This is a genomic window from Halobacillus shinanisalinarum (assembly GCF_022919835.1).
Classification (GTDB): Bacteria; Bacillota; Bacilli; order Bacillales; family Halobacillaceae; genus Halobacillus_A; species Halobacillus_A shinanisalinarum.
Genome location: NZ_CP095074.1, coordinates 4513789 through 4533365 on the forward strand (window position 1 = coordinate 4513789; position 19577 = coordinate 4533365).

The 19577-nt window shown below is 41.0% G+C and carries 18 protein-coding genes and 1 pseudogene; all 19 read left to right on the forward strand.

Annotated elements, in window-relative coordinates; translation table 11 throughout:
* The first annotated feature begins 119 nt into the window (after window positions 1-119).
* The 19 genes and pseudogenes from MUO14_RS22385 (at window position 120) to MUO14_RS22475 (ending at window position 19402) form a co-directional block, all read left to right on the forward strand.
* A complete protein-coding gene (locus MUO14_RS22385) occupies window positions 120-1040 on the forward strand; it encodes an aspartate carbamoyltransferase catalytic subunit (RefSeq protein ID WP_244752710.1) in 921 nt (306 codons plus the stop codon).
* The gene (locus MUO14_RS22390) at window positions 1003-2295 is read left to right on the forward strand and encodes a dihydroorotase (protein WP_244752711.1); all 1293 of its coding nucleotides are present in this window, start codon (window positions 1003-1005) and stop codon (window positions 2293-2295) included. The genes MUO14_RS22385 and MUO14_RS22390 overlap by 38 nt, the downstream gene beginning before the upstream one ends.
* Complete coding sequence (locus MUO14_RS22395) at window positions 2270-3370, forward strand: carbamoyl phosphate synthase small subunit (RefSeq protein ID WP_244752712.1); 1101 nt, start codon at window positions 2270-2272, stop codon at window positions 3368-3370. Before MUO14_RS22390 ends, MUO14_RS22395 begins: the two co-directional genes overlap by 26 nt.
* Window positions 3363-6562 (forward strand): annotated as a pseudogene (gene carB / locus MUO14_RS22400) (carbamoyl-phosphate synthase large subunit). The gene MUO14_RS22395 and the pseudogene carB overlap by 8 nt, the downstream one beginning before the upstream one ends.
* Window positions 6562-7326, forward strand: a complete 765-nt coding sequence (locus MUO14_RS22405) for a dihydroorotate dehydrogenase electron transfer subunit (protein WP_244752713.1) — start codon at window positions 6562-6564, stop codon at window positions 7324-7326. Before carB ends, MUO14_RS22405 begins: the two are co-directional and overlap by 1 nt.
* Entirely contained in the window at window positions 7323-8246 is a 924-nt protein-coding gene (locus MUO14_RS22410; RefSeq protein ID WP_244752714.1) for a dihydroorotate dehydrogenase, read from the forward strand. Before MUO14_RS22405 ends, MUO14_RS22410 begins: the two co-directional genes overlap by 4 nt.
* Window positions 8218-8970, forward strand: coding sequence for an orotidine-5'-phosphate decarboxylase (gene pyrF / locus MUO14_RS22415; RefSeq protein ID WP_244752715.1), 753 nt, complete (start codon window positions 8218-8220; stop codon window positions 8968-8970). Before MUO14_RS22410 ends, pyrF begins: the two co-directional genes overlap by 29 nt.
* Window positions 8936-9565, forward strand: coding sequence for an orotate phosphoribosyltransferase (gene pyrE / locus MUO14_RS22420; RefSeq protein WP_244752716.1), 630 nt, complete (start codon window positions 8936-8938; stop codon window positions 9563-9565). The genes pyrF and pyrE overlap by 35 nt, the downstream gene beginning before the upstream one ends.
* Before the next feature lie 1285 nt (window positions 9566-10850).
* Window positions 10851-11723 carry an ABC transporter permease subunit gene (locus MUO14_RS22425; protein ID WP_244752717.1) on the forward strand — a complete coding sequence of 291 codons (873 nt, stop codon included), beginning with the start codon at window positions 10851-10853 and terminating at the stop codon, window positions 11721-11723.
* The gene (locus tag MUO14_RS22430) at window positions 11720-12745 is read left to right on the forward strand and encodes an ABC transporter permease subunit (protein ID WP_244752718.1); all 1026 of its coding nucleotides are present in this window, start codon (window positions 11720-11722) and stop codon (window positions 12743-12745) included. Before MUO14_RS22425 ends, MUO14_RS22430 begins: the two co-directional genes overlap by 4 nt.
* Before the next feature lie 19 nt (window positions 12746-12764).
* Window positions 12765-13016, forward strand: a complete 252-nt coding sequence (locus MUO14_RS22435) for a hypothetical protein (protein WP_244752719.1) — start codon at window positions 12765-12767, stop codon at window positions 13014-13016.
* 349 nt (window positions 13017-13365) lie between these two features.
* Window positions 13366-13797, forward strand: coding sequence for a hypothetical protein (locus MUO14_RS22440; RefSeq protein ID WP_244752720.1), 432 nt, complete (start codon window positions 13366-13368; stop codon window positions 13795-13797).
* 114 nt (window positions 13798-13911) lie between these two features.
* Window positions 13912-14331, forward strand: coding sequence for a cytidine deaminase (locus tag MUO14_RS22445; protein WP_244752721.1), 420 nt, complete (start codon window positions 13912-13914; stop codon window positions 14329-14331).
* Window positions 14332-14403: 72 nt separating this feature from the next.
* Window positions 14404-14844: a DUF4871 domain-containing protein gene (locus MUO14_RS22450; protein ID WP_244752722.1), complete on the forward strand. Its 441-nt coding sequence runs from the start codon at window positions 14404-14406 to the stop codon at window positions 14842-14844.
* 1291 nt (window positions 14845-16135) lie between these two features.
* On the forward strand, window positions 16136-16609 hold the full coding sequence (locus MUO14_RS22455) for a DinB family protein (RefSeq protein WP_244752723.1): 474 nt from the start codon (window positions 16136-16138) through the stop codon (window positions 16607-16609).
* 38 nt (window positions 16610-16647) lie between these two features.
* Window positions 16648-16833, forward strand: a complete 186-nt coding sequence (locus MUO14_RS22460) for a hypothetical protein (RefSeq protein WP_244752724.1) — start codon at window positions 16648-16650, stop codon at window positions 16831-16833.
* Window positions 16834-16991: 158 nt separating this feature from the next.
* Window positions 16992-17738: a class I SAM-dependent methyltransferase gene (locus tag MUO14_RS22465; RefSeq protein WP_244752725.1), complete on the forward strand. Its 747-nt coding sequence runs from the start codon at window positions 16992-16994 to the stop codon at window positions 17736-17738.
* A 35-nt stretch (window positions 17739-17773) separates the two neighbouring features.
* Complete coding sequence (locus MUO14_RS22470) at window positions 17774-18712, forward strand: phosphotransferase family protein (RefSeq protein ID WP_244752726.1); 939 nt, start codon at window positions 17774-17776, stop codon at window positions 18710-18712.
* Window positions 18713-18856: 144 nt separating this feature from the next.
* The gene (locus MUO14_RS22475; RefSeq protein ID WP_244752727.1) at window positions 18857-19402 is read left to right on the forward strand and encodes a TlpA family protein disulfide reductase; all 546 of its coding nucleotides are present in this window, start codon (window positions 18857-18859) and stop codon (window positions 19400-19402) included.
* The last annotated feature ends 175 nt before the right edge of the window (window positions 19403-19577 follow it).

The following is a 19577-nucleotide window of genomic DNA, read 5'->3' on the forward strand; positions in this document are numbered from 1 at the left end:
CAAGGTCCTGTGAGACTTTGAAGGGTGTACCTAGGGCTTAGCTTGTTCGTCCATGGCGGCGAAGAAAGCACCCCCGGTATACCCGGAGGTGCTTTTTTTAATAATGAAGGAGTGGTCCTATGCAGCATTTATTATCTATGAATCACCTTACGAAGCAAGAAATTGAAAATTTTATTAAAACAGCCCGGACGATTGAATGTGATCGAGGTACACTACCGATGGAACAGACATTTGCGAGCAATATTTTTCTAGAGCCTAGTACGAGAACGAAAAACAGCTTTTATATTGCGGAAAGGCGTCTGGGGATGGATATCCTCGATCTCAACGGGGTGGATTCGAGTGTGACCAAGGGAGAAACACTTGAAGATACATTGAAAACCCTTGAGGCACTTGGAGTGCAGCTGGCTGTTGTTCGTCAGCCTGAAACAGGGATCCTGCAACAAGCAGCACAAGGACTCTCATCCTTATCTATCATTAATGCAGGTGACGGAACGGGGGAACATCCTACCCAATCACTATTAGATCTTTACACCATTTCAAAAGAATTTCCAAGCTTTGAAAATCTCCGCGTCACGATAGCTGGCGATATTAAGCATAGCCGGGTGGCCCGCTCGAATGCATATGCCTTAGAGAAGCTGGGGGCGAAGGTATCCTTCGTTGCACCAGTACCATGGCGTGATGAGTCGATCTCAACTGACTATATAACGATGGATGAGGCCTGCGTGCAATCCGATGTCGTTATGTTGCTGCGCATTCAACATGAGCGTCATGTCATAGGCGGCCAGCAAGGAGATTATTTACAAGAATTTGGCTTAACAAAACAACGCGAGCAACGCATGAAAGACGATGCAATCATTCTCCACCCCGCACCTGTAAACCGCGGAGTAGAAATTGAATCTTCACTTGTCGAGTGCAGAAAGTCGAGAATTTTTGATCAGATGGCCAATGGGGTAGTGATGCGAATGGCGATCATCCAAACATTATTAAAGGGGGAACTGGCGTATGAGTATAAAAATTATCAACAGCAAACGATTAGTTAATGGACAACTTGAGGATTGTGAAGTTTTGGTAGAAAAGGGACAAGTAAGTGAATTAGCTGTCAAAGTTGACGGGGAAGAAGACAAAGTAATCGATGCCAAAGGCCGTTTGTTATCAGCTGGGTTCGTTGATGTCCACGTCCATTTAAGAGAGCCAGGCGGGGAAGCGAAGGAGACGATCGCAACAGGTACAGAAGCCGCGGCTAGAGGCGGATTTACAACGATTTGTGCGATGCCGAATACTAGGCCTGTCCCAGATTCAAAGGAAACGATGACTAATCTGCTTGAAAAAATCGCTCAAGACGCTCGTGTCCGTGTTCTACCGTACGCATCGATTACGACACGACAGCTTGGCGGTGAGTTAGTGGATATGGAGGCGCTAAGTGAGACCGGGGCATTTGCTTTTACAGATGACGGTGTCGGCGTGCAGCAGGCAGGAAAAATGTATGAGGCCATGAAAGAAGCTGCACGTGTCAACAAAGCCGTCGTTGCACACTGTGAGGATAACTCACTAGTTTATAACGGTGTTGCACATGATGGGGAGGTCAGCAAACGTCTAGACCTTCCAGGAATTCCGAATATCGCGGAGTCTGTTCACATCTCGAGGGATGTGCTGTTAGCGGAAGCCGCTGATTGTCACTATCACGTCTGCCATGTGTCAACGAAGGAATCTGTACGGGTAATCCGCGACGCAAAGAAGGCTGGTATTCGCGTTACAGCCGAAGTCACTCCCCATCACCTTTTGTTAAATGAAGCAGCTATCAAGGAAGATGATGCACTATTTAAAATGAATCCACCGCTTCGGTCTAAAGAAGATCAGCAAGCGTTACTGGATGGTCTGCTTGATGGGACGATCGATTGCATCGCGACTGACCACGCTCCGCACACAGAGGAAGAAAAGCAGGCAGGATTTGTGCACTCGCCTTTTGGGATTACCGGGCTTGAGACCGCCTTTCCGCTCCTGTACACCCATTTAGTAAAAAAAGAAGTATTCAGCTTAGAGCAGCTCATCAGCTGGCTGACGATTCGCCCGAGCGAAATCTTCCAGCTGCCTTATGGGAAACTTGAAGTTGGCAGCATGGCGGATCTGACACTGATTGATCTTGAACATACGAAAGAAGTCGACCGCCACAATCTTGCATCAAAAGGAAAGAACAGTCCTTTTCATGGAGAAAACTTAAAAGGGTGGCCAGTCGTTACAATCGCAAATGGAAAACTAGTTTTTGAGGAGGATGTATATGAAGCAGCTCGTTCTTGAGGATGGCACAGTATTCGTAGGAAAAGGATTTGGCAGTGATAGCGAAAGCTTTGGTGAAATTGTCTTCAATACAGGGATGACAGGGTACCAGGAGGTTATCTCGGATCCTTCTTACTGCGGACAAATTGTAACATTCACGTATCCGATGGTTGGCAATTATGGCATCAATAGGGATGATTTTGAAACCGTCAACCCAGCGATCCTAGGGGTCGTCGTTAAAGAGCATTGTGAACACCCTTCTAATTTTAGAAGTGAAGAGACGTTAGATGAATTTTTGCAGGCAAAAAGAATTCCTGGAATCAGCGGGGTAGATACGCGAAAATTAACGAAAATTATTCGCAAACATGGCACGATGAAAGCAATGATTACCTCCGTTGATCGCCCAGTAGAACAACTCGTCAGCATTATGAAAGAAACTCCGCTTGCAACGGATCAGGTTAAACAAGTATCGACGGTGAAACCATATGTTGTGCCAGGACGCGGCTACCGGATCGTGCTGATCGACTTCGGAATGAAGCATGGGATTTTACGAGAATTTACGAAGAGAAGCTGTCACGTGACGGTCGTTCCTTACCATACAACTGCAGAAGAAATTGAGAGGCTCCGCCCTGATGGCATCATGCTGTCAAACGGCCCGGGGGATCCAAAAGATGTACCTGAGGCGATTCAAACCGTACGCCAGTTAATGGGACGTGTTCCGGTCTTCGGGATTTGTTTAGGACACCAGTTGATTGCTTTGGCATCTGGGGCGGATACCGTGAAAATGAAGTTCGGCCATAGAGGTGGAAATCAACCAGTTAAGGATATCCGGACGAACAAGACCGCGATTACTTCACAAAACCATGGCTATGCCGTTGACGAAGAATCACTGCAATCTACAAGTCTATCACTAACTCAAATCTCTTTAAATGATGGCACGGTAGAAGGGCTTGAGCACAAGACACAGAATGTTTTCTCTGCACAGTACCATCCAGAGAGTTCACCAGGACCAGACGATACGGCCGCATTGTTTGACGAATTTTTAACACGAATTGCTCAATCACAAAAAGAAACAAAGGAGGCTCTTCATGTCTAAGCGAACAGATATTAAACGTATTCTAGTGATCGGTTCAGGTCCGATCATCATTGGGCAGGCAGCAGAGTTTGACTATTCTGGGACACAGGCATGCCAGGCCTTAAAAGAAGAAGGCTATGAAGTGATCTTAGCAAACTCAAACCCGGCAACGATTATGACCGACCACACATTTGCGGATAAGGTGTACATGGAACCTCTCACACTTGAGTTTTTAACAAAAATTGTACGTAAAGAATCTCCAGATGCTATTTTACCAACACTTGGCGGACAAACAGGCTTGAATTTAGCGGTAGAATTAAGCGAATCTGGTATCTTGGAACAAAATAAAGTAGAGCTGCTGGGCACCCCCTAGACGCGATTCAACGTGCAGAAGACCGGGAGAAGTTCCGTGATCTTATGCACAAATTAGAACAGCCTGTTCCTGAAAGTGACATCGTTAGTTCTGTGGATGGAGCCGTAAATTTTGCCAATAAGATCGGATACCCGGTCATCGTTCGTCCGGCTTATACAATGGGCGGAGCCGGCGGCGGGATGTGTGATAACGAAGAACAGCTTCGAGACATCGCACGGAATGGTCTGGCCCAATCTCCTGTACATCAATGTTTAATTGAACGGAATATCGCTGGTTTTAAAGAAGTCGAATATGAAGTGATGCGTGATGCGAATGACCAGGCTATTGTTGTCTGTAACATGGAAAACTTTGACCCTGTTGGGATTCATACAGGTGATTCGATCGTTGTTGCCCCTTCACAAACGTTAAGCGATCGTGAGTATCAAATGCTGCGAAATGCATCATTAGAAATCATCAGGGCGCTTGAAATTGAAGGAGGCTGTAATGTCCAGTTAGCATTAGACCCTGACAGCTTTCAGTACTATGTGATTGAAGTCAACCCTCGTGTCAGCCGTTCCTCGGCACTTGCTTCAAAAGCGACGGGCTATCCGATTGCCAAGCTTGCGGCTAAGATCGCGATCGGCATGACGCTTGATGAAATCGAAAATCCGATTACAAAAACGACGTACGCTTGCTTTGAGCCAGCACTCGACTATGTTGTAACGAAAATTCCACGTTGGCCTTTTGATAAGTTTGCCAAAGGAAATCGTAAGCTCGGTACACAAATGAAGGCAACAGGTGAAGTGATGGCGATTGGACGTACCATTGAGGAATCGTTGTTAAAAGGAATCCGCTCCTTAGAAGGCGAAACCGACGATTTATTTGTGGCATCGGTTGCTGAACTGTCACGCGAAGAGATGTTCAATCGACTGCGTCGGGCTGATGATGAACGAATTTTCATCTTGGCAGAAGCCTTAAGAAGAAAGGTGACGCTAGAAGAACTTCATGAGGCTACAGGGATTGATTACTTTTTCTTACACAAAATGCTGCACATCATTCAGCTTGAGCATGTCGTCAAAGAACAACCATGGGAGGCTGATGTCATCCGTGAGGTAAAAGAAACCGGGTTTTCTGACCGACAAATTGCAAGGCTGCTCGATACGACGATTGATGAAGTGATGAGCTTTAGAAAACAGCATCACATCTCTCCCGTGTACAAAATGGTCGATACGTGTGCAGGTGAGTTTGTCTCTGAAACGCCTTATTTTTACAGCAGCTATGAGGACGAGAATGAATCGGTGGTCACAGAGGCTAAAAAAGTGCTCGTGATTGGTTCAGGTCCGATTCGTATCGGCCAAGGGGTCGAATTTGATTACGCAACGGTCCACTCTGTGTTAGCTCTTAAAGAAATGGGCTATGAGGCCATTATCATGAATAACAACCCTGAGACCGTATCGACAGACTTCAGCGTTTCTGACAAGCTCTACTTTGAGCCGTTGACGCTTGAGGATGTCATGCATGTCATTGATCTCGAACAACCTGAAGGGGTCATCGTTCAATTCGGCGGACAAACAGCGATTAATTTAGTGGAAGGCCTTAGCCGCCAAGGTGTTGAGATTCTTGGCACAACGATGGATGCCATCAACCAAACCGAAGATCGTGACTTATTTGAACAATTGTTAACGAATCTTGATATTGCTAAACCGGGCGGAGAAAGTGTGACAAGTATGGAAGAAGCCGTGCAAGCCGCTAGCCACATCGGCTATCCCGTTGTCGTACGTCCTTCTTATGTCCTTGGCGGCCGGGCGATGGAGATCGTCTACTCCGAAGAAGAGTTATTGATGTACATGGAGGAAAATGTCCGCGTTCACAATGGCCATCCGATTCTTATCGATAAATATTTAACAGGCATGGAAATTGAGGTTGACGCGATTACAGACGGCAAGGATGTTGTCATACCCGGGATCATGGAACATATCGAGCGGGCAGGCGTTCACTCAGGTGACTCGATGGCAGTGTACCCGCCTCAGCGTCTATCCCAACGACTCGAACAACAGTGCATTGATGCTACCGTCAAAATCGCACGTGAACTGAACATGAAGGGATTAATCAACATTCAGTTCGTGATTTTTGATGAAACAGCTTATGTACTGGAAGTGAACCCACGGGCGAGCCGAACTGTTCCCTTCCTAAGTAAAATTACTGGAATTACCATGGCCCAGTTGGCTACGAAAGCGATTATGGGGCAGACACTTGCTTCATTAGGTTATACGTCTGGAATTGCTGAGAAACCTGAAGGGGTTTATGTAAAAGTTCCTGTCTTTTCCTTTGAAAAGCTCCGCAGTGTAGATACGACGCTTGGGCCCGAAATGAAGTCGACAGGGGAAGTAATCGGTTACGATCAAAGCCTTGAGAAAGCCTTGTACAAAGGGATGACAGCGGCAGGGTTGAAAATACCGACAGAAGGATCTGTGTTATTAACGGTAGCCGATAAAGATAAACAGGAAATGATTGAGATTGCAAGAACGTTTCATCAGCTTGGTTTCCACTTATACGCTACGGAAGGGACAGCACGAGCGATTGAGGAAGCAAGCTTACCAGTTGAAGCGGTTGGCAAGCTCGGTTCAAGCCAGCGGGATGTGGTCGATTTGATTCGCAGTGGTGATGTCCAATTTGTTGTAAACACCTTGAATAAGGGGAGACGCGCCCGTTCGGACGGGTTCCAAATTCGACGTGAAGCGGTTGAACATGGGATTGCCTCGTTGACAAGTCTTGATACGGCTAAAACGATTGTAGAGGTCATCGATGCGATGACATTTACAGCTCGGACGATTGCGAAAAAAGAAGCGGTGTTTGCCTAATGCAACGAGAATGGATGACGATCGTTGCCCATCAGTCGATTGCCAGCCAAACGTATCTGTTGGAATTACAAGGGAGTCTCCCTCAATTCGTTGAGACTCCCGGGCAATTTGTCCACATTCAAGTGAGTGATGATTTCTTTCTCAGACGTCCAGTGTCGATTGCTGATGTAGATAGCGATAAAGGAACCGTTACCTTGCTCTATAAGGTTATGGGCAAAGGAACCGATGCGCTGACAAGGAAAAAGATTGGTGACAAGTTAGATGTGCTAGGTCCAAGCGGGACAGGTTTTCCCATTGATAAGCTTACGACGAACAAAGCCCTGCTCATCGGTGGCGGCATTGGTGTTCCGCCACTGTATTACTTGGCAAAAAACTTGAAGTCAAAAGGAATGGAAGTGACGAGTATTTTAGGTTTCCGTTCAAGCGAAGACGTATTTTTTACGGAAAAATTTCAAGCCCTAGGCGATGTGCATGTCGCCACAAACGATGGGAGCATGGGAACGCGTGGATTTGTAACCGACGTGATCCCGCAAGTCGATGGGTATGATACGTATTTTTCCTGCGGTCCGACCGTGATGCTAAAAGGTGTCAAGGAACAGCTAAAAGGTGTACCTGGCTATATATCGATTGAAGAACGGATGGGGTGTGGGGTTGGAGCCTGTTTTGCTTGTGTCGTGGAATGTGCAGACGAAGAGGATGCGAAGGGCTACCGCAAGATCTGCTCTGACGGCCCTGTATTCCGCCCAGAGGAGGTCGTTTTATGATAGACACGAAAGTTGACTTGCCTGGTCTACAGTTGAAAAACCCGGTCATGCCTGCTTCAGGCTGCTTCGGATTCGGTCGTGAATTTGCCCAGTTTTACGATCTCTCCCACTTAGGAGCGATCATGATCAAAGCGGCAACGGCAACGAAACGCTTTGGAAATGCTACGCCAAGAGTCGCTGAAACAGCCAGTGGCATGCTGAATGCGATTGGTCTGCAAAACCCTGGCGTGGACGCGATCATTGGTGAGGAACTGGCATTTCTCGAGCCGTATCAGACACCGATTGTGGCCAATGTCGCAGGAAGCACGATGGAAGACTATCAAGAGGTAGCGGCAAAGCTTGGGAACAGCACCGTGTCAGCACTTGAACTAAACATCTCCTGCCCGAATGTAAAAGAGGGAGGCGTACAGTTTGGTGTGGACCCCGAACTTGCTTATACGGTGACAAAATTGGTCAAAGAAGCAAGTGCTAAACCCGTTTATGTGAAGCTTTCTCCTAACGTGGCTGATATCGTAACGATGGCGAAAGCAGCCGAGGAGGCAGGTGCCGATGGATTATCGATGATCAACACGTTGACTGGCATGAGAATCGACCCATCAACAAGGAAACCGATCATCGCCAATCAAACGGGTGGGCTGTCTGGCCCCGCGATAAAGCCTGTTGCGATCCGTATGATTCATCAAGTCTATCAAGCTGTTGATCTGCCCATCATTGGCATGGGCGGCATTGAAACGACAGATGATATCATCGAATATTTGCTGGCGGGAGCAAGTGCTGTCGCAGTTGGAAGTGCTAATTTTAAAAATCCTTATATATGCAAGGAATTAATCGATCAATTGCCGGATGCGTTATCGGCTCACCAGTTTAGCTCGGTTAAGGAAGTCATTGGAGGTGCCCACTATCAAACAACGTCAACTTGATCCACTTTATCTAGCATTAGATTTAGAGAATAAACATCATGTTGTAGATTTCATTGAACAAAATCAACTGAAAGGCATCCCAGTTAAGGTTGGAATGGAACTATTTTACCGGGAAGGCCCCCAGGTTATTTACGAATTGAGAGAACGAGGCCATCAAATATTCCTGGATTTAAAGCTTCACGATATCCCAGCAACGGTGAAACGGGCGATGAGCAATTTGGCAAAGCTTGATGTCGATGTTGTGAATGTTCATGCCCAGGGCGGAAGAAAAATGATCGAAGCGGCTCGTGAAGGATTAGAAGAAGCAAGCAGTGGAGCGAGACCGCTTTTGCTTGCGGTCACACAGCTTACGTCAACAGATCAAGCGATGCTTGAGGATGAACTGCTTGTACAGGATGAGATGCCTCAGGTTGTCGGACACTACGCGAAACTGGCTAAACAGTCAGGGGCAGACGGCGTCGTCTGTTCCGTCCAGGAAGTAGAAACAATCAAACAAAGCTGTGGTCATTCTTTTCTTACACTAACACCAGGTATTCGTCTTACGTCAGGTGAGGTACACGACCAAAAGAGAATCGCTACACCAAACCTAGCAGGGAAAAAAAGCAGTGATGCCATTGTTGTCGGAAGAAGCATTACAGCAGCAGAACAACCTTCCGCCGCCTATCAAAAAATAAAGGAGGAATTTGAGTATGCCAGACAAATCACTCGTGCAACATCTACTTGATATCGGAGCCGTCCAGCTAAGCCCGGATGATTTATTCACATGGACATCTGGACTCCGTTCCCCTATTTACTGTGACAATCGTTTGACAATGTCCTATCCAGCCATTCGTAATGAAATTTCCGCTCAGTTTGCTGCATATATTACGAATATAGACGAGGAAATTGACATGGTTGCAGGATGTGCAACTGCAGGCATCCCCCATGCAGCCTGGGTAGCCGATCGCCTGCAGCTCCCAATGGTGTATGTTCGATCTTCCGCCAAAAAACATGGCAAAGGCAATCAGATTGAAGGAGCATACGAAAAAGGGAAGAAAGCCATTGTGATTGAGGATTTAATCTCTACAGGGAAATCGTCAATTGAAGCGGCAGAAACCTTAGAAAAGGAAGGGGTTGAAGTAGTTGCTGTCCTGTCCATCTTTCATTATAATCTAACGGCGGCTGATGAAGCTTTTCAAAGCCGCAAACTCCCCGTCCACTCACTAACAGGTTACAATCAGTTGATTGACACGATGGAGAGTGAAGGATTATTAAGAAAAGAACATTATAATAAACTAATGCAGTGGCGGGAAAACCCTTCCATCTTTACAAAATCTTAAAATGGCATAGTTGCGAATCCTTCGCGGGGCTAGTACGATAGGAACATCGGAAAGCTTTGGTGATAACGATGAATTCGACTAAACATTCTATCTTTCTTTTGGTGAATGCTTCGCACGGTCTTATAACTTGTATGGTTTATCTATATACTTGGCTTGCCTTTTCTTTTATGGGTTCAATGTGGTCTTTTGAATCACTCTTAAGCTTGTTCCTTTGTCTAGCGATTTTCTTTCTTTGGAATAAATGGATGTTAAGAAAAGAAAGCAATCGCTACTGGGCCCAGGCTGTTTTTTCATATTTTGGAACCATATTGATCTTTGTTTATTTCCTTAGCGGGTAAGATCAAGCGGCTTGGTTTGTAAACAATGAGAATGTCGGTTTGTTTACTGAGTGGTGGAGATCTAAATTATAAAGCACTATAGAAAAAGGAGAGCACGTAGTAGCATATACGACTACTATGTGCTCTCCTTTTGTCTTTTGACTAACTGCTGGTTTCTGTCTCGAGACTAACAAGCGTTTTCTTCAATAGGGCAATATTATTGAGTAATACATTGTGAGAAATGACGAAAATATGGTTCTTCTCAAAGCTAAGACCTGATATTTGAGAATCCTAGCCAGTTATTTAAGAATCGTCAGTCGTTATTTAAGAATCCTCATGTTATTTAAGAATTTCTGGAAACACTCCACTAAAAGAGCGCGCCCTTGCTCGCCCCGGTTTATAGAAGGTTTTTGCTTATTCAGGAAACGGACGCGTTTATCGAATAACGTGCTCTTTTTACATTTAAGGGACATATTCTGGAATATTTGATTTCGAGATATTGACGTAAATTTAAATCTATATGAATTCTGAAACGTATTCTTGGTTGAAACGTGAAAGTATACTAACCTTTAGTCGTTTAGGAAGTGATTGAATGATCGTGTTTCGGTGTGAATAAGCCTAAAGGAAATTAAGAGTGGCTGATCTCATTATTCCGTGAGTAAAGGGCTCTCCTAATGGTATGACTGAACTGTACCAATCCAATCACTACACTTGAATCCATTTTTGAGTTCAAGTGTTTTCGTTTGGGCTTTTTCAATTGTGACTATGGGAGGAAATGTACACTGAGTTAGTGGGAACATACTATTGAAGGTTTTTATACTATTTTATGCCTATTTCAAAACTTGGACGCATTCATAAATAAGGTTGGCAATTTTCAGCTAATAAATATGGGTGTTTTTCCAAAAATAGGGTAGTTCATTGGGCGCATTTCCTATAATATTAAAATGAAGGGTAAAGGGGGGATCATTTTGGAATGGAAAACATATTTACTGAGTGAAATTTTGAAACCTTTCTTTTTGATCGTGGGTATTTTTTTAATAAGTATTTCTCCTTTATTTATGACGGTTGAAGGTTTTGTTTGGCCTGAATTTGAAACAATCGGTAGCGTCTTTGGACAAATGATGCGTCCGGAGTCGCTAGTCTATATAAACCCAACCTCTGGGGTAGAAAGAAGTCTATTTCCTATTATATTTAAGGCCTTTGCAAGTTCCTTGAGAGTATTGGGTATAGCTCTTACTGTTTCTTTCTTTATTGCTCTTCTTGGAACCATTATTTTATGGCGTGCTCCAAAGAGGGTTTATAAAATATTTTTATCATCTTCTTCTTTCCTGCAGAGTATTCCAGATGTAGTTTTCGTCGTTGCTTCACAGATGTTTCTCGTATGGTTATATTTGGAGACAGGGACGACCTTTATAAAGCTTGCAGGGGCCGGTGAAGAAGAAGCTATTTTAGCACCTGCATTAGTTTTAGCTATCCTTCCAACGATGTATTTTCTCCAATCCATGTTGGAACTTGTTGAAGAGGAGAAAAAAGAGCCCTACTATGACCTTGCTACGAGCAAAGGACTAAACAAATCATTTATTTTGCTTAAACATATTTTGCGGAATATGTTTGTCCGGCTTACCTATCAAGCAAAGTTTCTAATTAGTATTATGATAAGTAATCTACTCATCGTCGAATACCTTTTTGAGAACTTTGGAATGACTTCCTTTTTGCTTACTTATTCTCAACCACCTGTGTTTTTTGTTACAGCTTTATTGTTCTTTGGTCCTGTTTATTTGTTTTTAAAAGTTATTGAACTGTCTTTGTACTTCTTCACAAGGCAGGAGGTCTCTCTATGATAAAAAAATTAGGTAAACAGCCTTTGTTTCTTCTAGGTATCGGCTTTTTGTTATTCATGTTAGCTGGTAGCTTTGTCCATGCGATTTTCTTTGACTCCCATGTTCCTCAAACTCCATTTCTGTATGATGATGATAATAAATTAATGGGTGCTCCATTTGCCCCTTTTGACCATTCCATATTAGGCACAGATATGAATGGTAATCACTTGATTTATTACATTCTACAGGGGGCAAAGTTTACGATCTTAGGAGCCTTTTCTATAGGGCTCATTAGTTTTTCTCTTGCTTTCCTAATCGGGATCCCTCTTGGGTTCAGGTATAAAGAGAGGTCTAAAATTGTAGAAAACACCATTTCCGTTTTATATTTCGTTCCTGCTTCCTTGATTGCCTACAATTTTCTCAGACCATTGTTATGGGAACCAATGTCTGGATTTCCAACAAGCCTCAGTTTTCGATTGGGAGTAGAAATGCTGGTTATCAGTATCTTATTAGTACCGCCTGCAGCTATACTCATAGCGAATGAGACGAGTGTCATTTTAAAGAGGGAATATGTCACAACAAGTAAAGTTCTAGGGGCAAGACCATTCCACCTGTACCATCGTCATCTTATCCCCCATATCAAAGGGAACCTAGTTACAATATTTATGAGACAAACCATCCAAGCTATTCTTGTTATGAGTCACCTAGGTGTATTTAAACTGTTTTTCGGTGGAACAAATGTAGGCTACGGACTGGGGGCCGGCCCACCAACGCCAATTACCTATGAATGGGCATCCATGGTAGGCATGTACTATGATACATTGCAAACAAATGTTCAATGGTTAGTAGGAGTACCATTAATTTTTCTGGTGTTATTTATTATTGCCTTGATGGGTATAATTCGTGGGGTTAAGAATGTTATGAAGCATGATGAGCGAACCGTTTACTTAAAGCAAAAAAGTAGGGTTGAAGGAACTGATAGGCATCCGACAAGTTTAGGAACAACGGATTTTACAATGGTTAAGGGTTCATCTAAAAGTTAATATAAGGATAGGTGATGCAGTGACAGTATTCATAGGAGCATTGCTAATTTTGTGGGGAGTATTCATACTCTATTCCTCCTCGCTTAGAATGAAAAAGGAAGAATTCAAAGACAAAGGTGTTATTGGGGCAAGTGGCTATATTGAAATGGAATTTTTATTTAGATTATTAAGCAGAGTGCCATATGGTGTAATTAAAGGCTTCGTACTATTAATTGGAACATCTTTTATCACCCTTGGAACATACATTTTATCAAGCCATATCGTTGTATAAGGGTTTTTAATCTTTTGTTCAAGAAGGAAGGGATTAGTAATTTGCAAATTTCCTGAAAGCTAGGCGATATACCACCTGATTTTCAGACCATCATGCATCATTTTGTTCAATAGATACACCAAAGACTTAATCCTAATAAGGTAGATAAAGCCCTTGAAAGATTTATTTAATTGATTCATCGGCCATTTCCATATGTCTTAATCAGTATGAATGGGCCTATTTTCGAGATTTCTTAATTGAAGTGAAGTAATAAACTTGGAAAGGTGAATTGAATGAAGTTAAATCTGCTTCTTATTACTAGTAATAAGTATTTGGAATTATGTGTAATTGGCAGGGGGGGAGGTCGCTTATGCCGGATATTGCAGTAATTTTCCTATTCTTGCTCATCCCCGTTCTTCTCCTTAGTTTCTATGTGAAAATTTGGATTAGATTAATAGTTGCAGCCTACTATTGCTGTGTATTCTTTATGTTCAGCCGTGGTTACAATCAACTAATGAGCAAGCGAAATGCCTATGTCGAGAATAATGGTTACAACCCTGACAAACAAGAAGATATCCGTGCCTTGAAGCAGTTTTGGGATGAGAAGACGGCATTCATCGATAACTATCTAGGACTTGTGATTTTACCTCTTCTAGTTTTTATTGTTTACTCGTATTACAAGTGGTTCGTCCACCTTGAGGAGCGTAAGCATAAAGTTTTGCTTCTACTCAGCGCTATACCTGTAGGAATTATTTTCTTTATCTACCTTTTATTTTTCTCTATGCTCGGTTATCAGCCTTAACTCGTCGACTCTACTCTGTTAGTCCTTGTATCATAGATGGTGGTTCATTCGATGGTAATATTCACTTAAGCAAACGGAGCGCTTATATCATTACGTGATTAAACGGGGTGAATTATGATTATTGAACAAAAATTATATGAAGCAGTAATTGAACTTATAGAACAAAGGTATCCAATTGGTTGGGGTGGTGCTGCGGCTATTGGATTGGAAGATGGAACCATCTTAACAAGTGTAGCACCGGAAGTGATTAATGACTCAACTAATCTTTGTATGGAAACAGGTTCTATTTTAGAGGCTCATAAATTAAATAAATGGGTTACACATTCCATATGTGTAGTTCGCGATGATGAGAAATCCGAATATAAGGTTCTATCTCCTTGTGGGATATGCCAAGAAAGGCTTTTTTATTGGGGCCCAAATGTAAAGGTTGCAGTTAGTGTGCCAGGAGTAGATATAATTTTTAAAACACTATCCGAAGTACAACCTTATCATTGGTCTTCGGCTTATGAGGACGAAGATTTATTTCAGAACTAATCATTCTTCAAGAAAAGTAGTATCCTAAGATAGACTAATTGTAAATATGCATTTTTAGGAAGGATTTTTTAAATGGTTAAAAAGTTCTTTTGTCTCATAATACTATTTTCAATACTTTTATTAGCTAGTTGTTCTAACGAGTCATCTAAGGAAGATAACTTAGTTGATAAAGCTTCTTATTTTGAATCTGGAGATTTTACAATGCTAGGCAAAGAAAATAAAGCAGGGTTTATAATATCAAAAAATGCAGATTTAGTCGCTAATAGAACAAATAAATACATGTGGCATTTATGGGGAGACCAAGACTTTCATGATAAAGAATTCAAAGTTACAGGAGTTAACATTGATACCGGTGATGAAGAAACTTTAGTTACTTCTCTTGTAACAGGTCCTGTAAACGGGGCAGATTTCTCGATCCCCTCAAATATGACTTTTCCATCAAAAGGAACTTGGGAACTGAGTGTTTTTGTTGATGGAAAATTATTCAACAAAATGACTGTGGAAGTCTCTTAAAAAAGTAGATTATTAATTTAGTTAAAAACAGCTATAACTCAAGAAGTGCTGATAAAGATTGAAAAACTACAATAAAAGGTCTGACAGAATAAATTCACCACCTAGAAGATTTTACACGCTTGTTTTATAGAAGCTTATAGAGTATTAAAAGAAAATGAGTAGCAGTTATTCAAGACAGGACGCTGAGTGACTGTTTTTTAGAAGATAAAAGTATATTAGAGGATACATATTTGAATTGTCTCCGAACCTAAAAAAAATGAAAAAAGAAGTCGTCATACAATCAATTGGAAATTTATGGTTTAAAAATATTCAAGAAATCAAACTCTGGGAACCAGAAAAAATACACTCAAAATTGGATTTACTACAGGTGGTATGTTTCTTGTTGATAGTGTTGAGCAGCTTTATAGAGAACATAAGGACGAGTTCCACTTTGTTATCGATCCGTGTAATGTTCCACAGGAGCGATATGAACTGGGTAGTAAATTAAGTAGGTGAGGTAAATCAAATATAAGGTAAGACCGCAAAGGCTGTCACTTTTTAATATTATCTTTATCGTCATGTTATGGAATGTATTAGCAGAGTATTATGGAGGTTCTTTATTACTATTCTTATTGGTTTTACTATTAGGTGTTGGTATAGCTTCTATTCGGTTTGAATTTGAAATACAGAATGACTATTTAGTATATCAACTATTATTCCTCAAAAAATCTATCATAAAAAAGGAACTTTATCCTGTCCAAATCAATCAACTAAAACTTACACGAGTCGGTTGGTCCAAAAAAGCTGCCATAATAAAAGTAAATAAAGGAATCAACATTCCGTTAGTTGTACTCGAATCCCCAAAAGCGTATAACCATTTGATTGAGTTTGGAGAGGAAAACGATATAACGATATTTAAAACAAAGGACTATGAAACTTTAGAAAGAATGAATTGAAATTGTAATTCAAGTTTCGGTAGATAGAGTGAAAGAGCGTCTGGAAGATATCTCGACTTTGAGTCTTGCGTAAAAAGGGGCAAAGCGGAGGATCGTTATTAATAAATCAAGTGCTCATGAAAAGGAGCGCTTTTCCGGAACAAGGGAATCGCCATTTTTTTGAAAAAGCTACCTTTTTTACTGTCTTATTTTAACATAGAAATAATTCTAGAAAGGTAGTGCGCTTGTTGAAGAAGACGTCTTGTTTGTTTCTGGGATTGTGTTAAACTTAAAATTTTGGAATAAATGGAAGTAATGGATAATCAAGTACTAATAAATAACTGAGTAAAAACGTGTACCAAATAAGGGGTGTCACTATGATTGCAGATTCTAGAATTAAGGCACTTAGAGGAGAGTCAGCACACATAGATCCTATCCTCATATCTGAGGGACTAGAGTTGAAAAGTGTGGGCCTACTAGTAAGTAACTCACCACACACTATTTGGGAAATTATTTACCACATGAATTATTGGCAAGATTTCATTATTAATATTCTCGAAGGGGGCAATCCAAAATCTCCGGAACATAGCGAAGAAACTTGGCCAAGCCAAAAGAAACCTCCTGGTAAACAAGAGTGGCTTGAGATGGTATTAAGGTTTAAGGAAGGTATGAAGAGAGCTGAGGACGAATGCAGGAATGATTTAAGTGAACATCTTCAAGGAAACGTGGGCAATACCAGGTTTCATATGTTGATGGATTTAATTATGCATAACAGTTATCATTCGGCTCAAGTAGTTTTTATTCGTCGCCAGCTAGGGGAATGGCCCCCTCCATCTGGGGGAGATTCATGATGACAGTTTACAATATGTACTTGGAGGTGTAACTGCTTTTGGATGGCAAATATTTAGGATATTCCATAATTATTGGAGCAATTACCTTTGTTTTAGGGTTAATCGTGTTTTTAGCTATTGATTCTCCCTCTCCATACATCGCTGGTATCGTAGTAGCCTTTTTGGTTGCTGAGATTAGTTTTTATCACTTTTTTGGCAAGGAAAAAAAGAAGTATAAGCTTTGAGAATAGTAAATTTCTTTGCATTATAGAAAATTGGTATGTCTAATCCAGCATATCAGTGACGAAATATGAATGGTGAGGTAGTTATGGGAAGACGATAGAAAGTCCCCTTCTAAAGTAAGTCACAACAAGCTAGTTTAATTATAGGAGCTGTATGATAAATGAAGCAAAACAAATATGATGAGCCAAAGTTCTTTTCTGCATATAAACAAATGCCTCGATCACTCAAAGGACTCGAAGCTGCCGGAGAATGGCATATATTAAGACCTTTACTGCCAGAATTACGGAACAAAAGCGTGCTTGATTTAGGGTGCGGGTTCGGTTGGCATTGTCGATTTGCACGTGAACAAAAAGCAAGTTCAGTGGTAGGGGTTGATATATCCGAAAAAATGCTTCAAAAGGCTCGTAACGAAACAGATGATCCGGCAATTTCGTATGTGCAAATGCCAATTGAAGACATCGAATTTTCAAAGTCACAATTTGATATTGTAATCAGTTCGTTGGTTTTCCACTACATTGAATCATTTGAAGTAATTTGTAAAAAAGTACACCGGTTTTTACGACCCGGTGGTAGCTTCATTTTTTCAGTTGAACATCCAATATTTACTTCTCGTAATGAACAAAATTGGTACGTTGATGATCAAGGAAATCGTCTGCATTGGCCAGTTGACCATTACCAGTCAGAGGGATTGCGTGAAACAGCCTTCCTAGGAGAGGAAGTCATTAAATATCATCGTACAATTTCAACATATATAAATGACTTAATCGAGGCTGGATTTGCATTAAAAGCTGTTAAGGAACCAGTACCATCAGATGAAATGTTGAAGCAGGATTCAATGATGAAAGATGAGAATCGAAGACCTATGTTTGTAATCATTTCAGCAGAAAAAGAAAGGGATTCAAGTTGAACAGATTGGTGGTAGGGTACAGAAGGGGGGGTGGATTGAAACATTTGGAACGAAGAATTAGTGAAAATCACTGGAACCTATTAAACAAGGAAGTGATCAATGGTGTTCATGCGGGAAATATCATTAGATTAACAATAATAGATGAGAATAATAACAAAAGGAAGTTAATTTATAAAAGATTTGCTGCTGATCGAAGTAATGAAGTGGATATATACACTAAACTCTTGCCCCATTTCGAATCGTTTTTTCAAATTATAAAGGTTTGGAACTCAAATCCAGCGGCAATTCTAATGGATGATCTTGGAGCTCCATTAAAAGAGGATTTTGATGAACGATCAAGCGAAAACAAAAGAGATTTAGTAACAAAGGTTCTTGATAAATTATCAGATTTACATACAATTAGTAATCTAGATTTAACTGCTCTTAACTTACCAAAACATACCTTATCAACTGAATGGCTTGATTGGTGCTGCAGCCAATTAGACAGGTTATGTGCGTTACGTTTAGGTTGGACGGAAGCTGGTTGGATCGAAACAGTAGAGAAGGCTTACGAATTACTTGAAGTATATGATTATGAAGTGAAAGGCCCGTTAGTTTTAACACATGGAGATCCTCATTTAGAGAATACATTCGAACATAATGGATCTATTTTTCTAATTGATTGGGAATGGGCAGCACTAGGCTCACCTTTAAGAGATCTAACTATTTTGCTGCAAGATGTATATGATTCAGATCTTATACATTTCTTCAAAGAGTTATATAGAGAGTTATTACTTGAAAAAGGGTTGTTTATTGATAAGGAAAGGTATAGGAAAGATTTTAATTATTTGTATATAGATCATACTGCAATGATGCTTGCATGGGAGATTGAAAAGTATATTTTAGGGTATATTTCGGAAAAGAAGATAAAGGAAATCGCTAAGTTTAAAATAAGTAGGATACAAGATACGATTAAAGCTCAGAAGTCTTTATAAAGCAAGGTAGTATTTATTAAAGAAAGGTGAGTATTCCTCTAATAAGGATCAGCGCTCATTTTTTTATTTAAGCAGCATATTGTGAACTAAGATACAGGTTTTAGTTAGTATAGGAACTGAATGAATTTTCAGGAGTGTAATATTTTGAAAAAAAAAGTTGTCGTCCAGGTGTTGGTTGGTTTATCTTTAATAACTCTTATTATCTTTGCAATATACGATGACAGTAAATCAACAGAACAAAACTACCCTGAGAAGGTCTCTGAAAATAGTCAACTCAGAGAAGGAGATAAGTTTCCTGTCCTTTCATTAGATACACTTGAAAAAGTAAAGAAAGACATTGATTTTAAAAGTAATAAAATAACACTAGTCAACTTGTGGGCCACCTGGTGCCCGCCCTGTCAAAAGGAGATGCCTTTAATTGAAAAGTACTATAATGAATATTTGAGTAAAGGCTTTAATGTCGTAGCGATAAGTATGGGAGAAGGTAGAATTGTAGTTGAAAACTACATTGAGGACCATTCATTATTGATTCCAGTATTAATTGATCCTAAAATGGTAACTCAAAATAAATTGGGGGTACATGGTATTCCTACCTCTTTTTTTGTAAATAGTGAGGGAATAATAATTCAAAAACACAATGGCGAACTTACAGAACCACAACTGAAGAGGATTATAAATTCAAACCTATAGCTATCAATTTTAAAGTTGAACGATCTTCCGTAATAGAGCACGATCAGATTTTAATCACGCTTTTTCTTTATCCCCTATACTATTGCAGTAATATCAGACATAGTATTAGACTAGTTTTACTTCTTAGTAGAAGATATTAAGTTGCCCTTTTGTAGAGCATCTCCGTAAACGGTGA

What these genes read in the sequence shown, in the direction of transcription:
- MUO14_RS22385 (WP_244752710.1), top strand. Translation starts at nt 120, where the DNA reads ATGCAGCATTTATTATCTATGAATCACCTTACGAAGCAAGAAATTGAA.
- MUO14_RS22390 (WP_244752711.1), top strand. Translation starts at nt 1,003, where the DNA reads ATGAGTATAAAAATTATCAACAGCAAACGATTAGTTAATGGACAACTT.
- MUO14_RS22395 (WP_244752712.1), top strand. Translation starts at nt 2,270, where the DNA reads ATGTATATGAAGCAGCTCGTTCTTGAGGATGGCACAGTATTCGTAGGA.
- MUO14_RS22405 (WP_244752713.1), top strand. Translation starts at nt 6,562, where the DNA reads ATGCAACGAGAATGGATGACGATCGTTGCCCATCAGTCGATTGCCAGC.
- MUO14_RS22410 (WP_244752714.1), top strand. Translation starts at nt 7,323, where the DNA reads ATGATAGACACGAAAGTTGACTTGCCTGGTCTACAGTTGAAAAACCCG.
- pyrE (WP_244752716.1), top strand. Translation starts at nt 8,936, where the DNA reads ATGCCAGACAAATCACTCGTGCAACATCTACTTGATATCGGAGCCGTC.
- MUO14_RS22430 (WP_244752718.1), top strand. Translation starts at nt 11,720, where the DNA reads ATGATAAAAAAATTAGGTAAACAGCCTTTGTTTCTTCTAGGTATCGGC.
- MUO14_RS22440 (WP_244752720.1), top strand. Translation starts at nt 13,366, where the DNA reads ATGCCGGATATTGCAGTAATTTTCCTATTCTTGCTCATCCCCGTTCTT.
- MUO14_RS22445 (WP_244752721.1), top strand. Translation starts at nt 13,912, where the DNA reads ATGATTATTGAACAAAAATTATATGAAGCAGTAATTGAACTTATAGAA.
- MUO14_RS22450 (WP_244752722.1), top strand. Translation starts at nt 14,404, where the DNA reads ATGGTTAAAAAGTTCTTTTGTCTCATAATACTATTTTCAATACTTTTA.
- MUO14_RS22455 (WP_244752723.1), top strand. Translation starts at nt 16,136, where the DNA reads ATGATTGCAGATTCTAGAATTAAGGCACTTAGAGGAGAGTCAGCACAC.
- MUO14_RS22465 (WP_244752725.1), top strand. Translation starts at nt 16,992, where the DNA reads ATGAAGCAAAACAAATATGATGAGCCAAAGTTCTTTTCTGCATATAAA.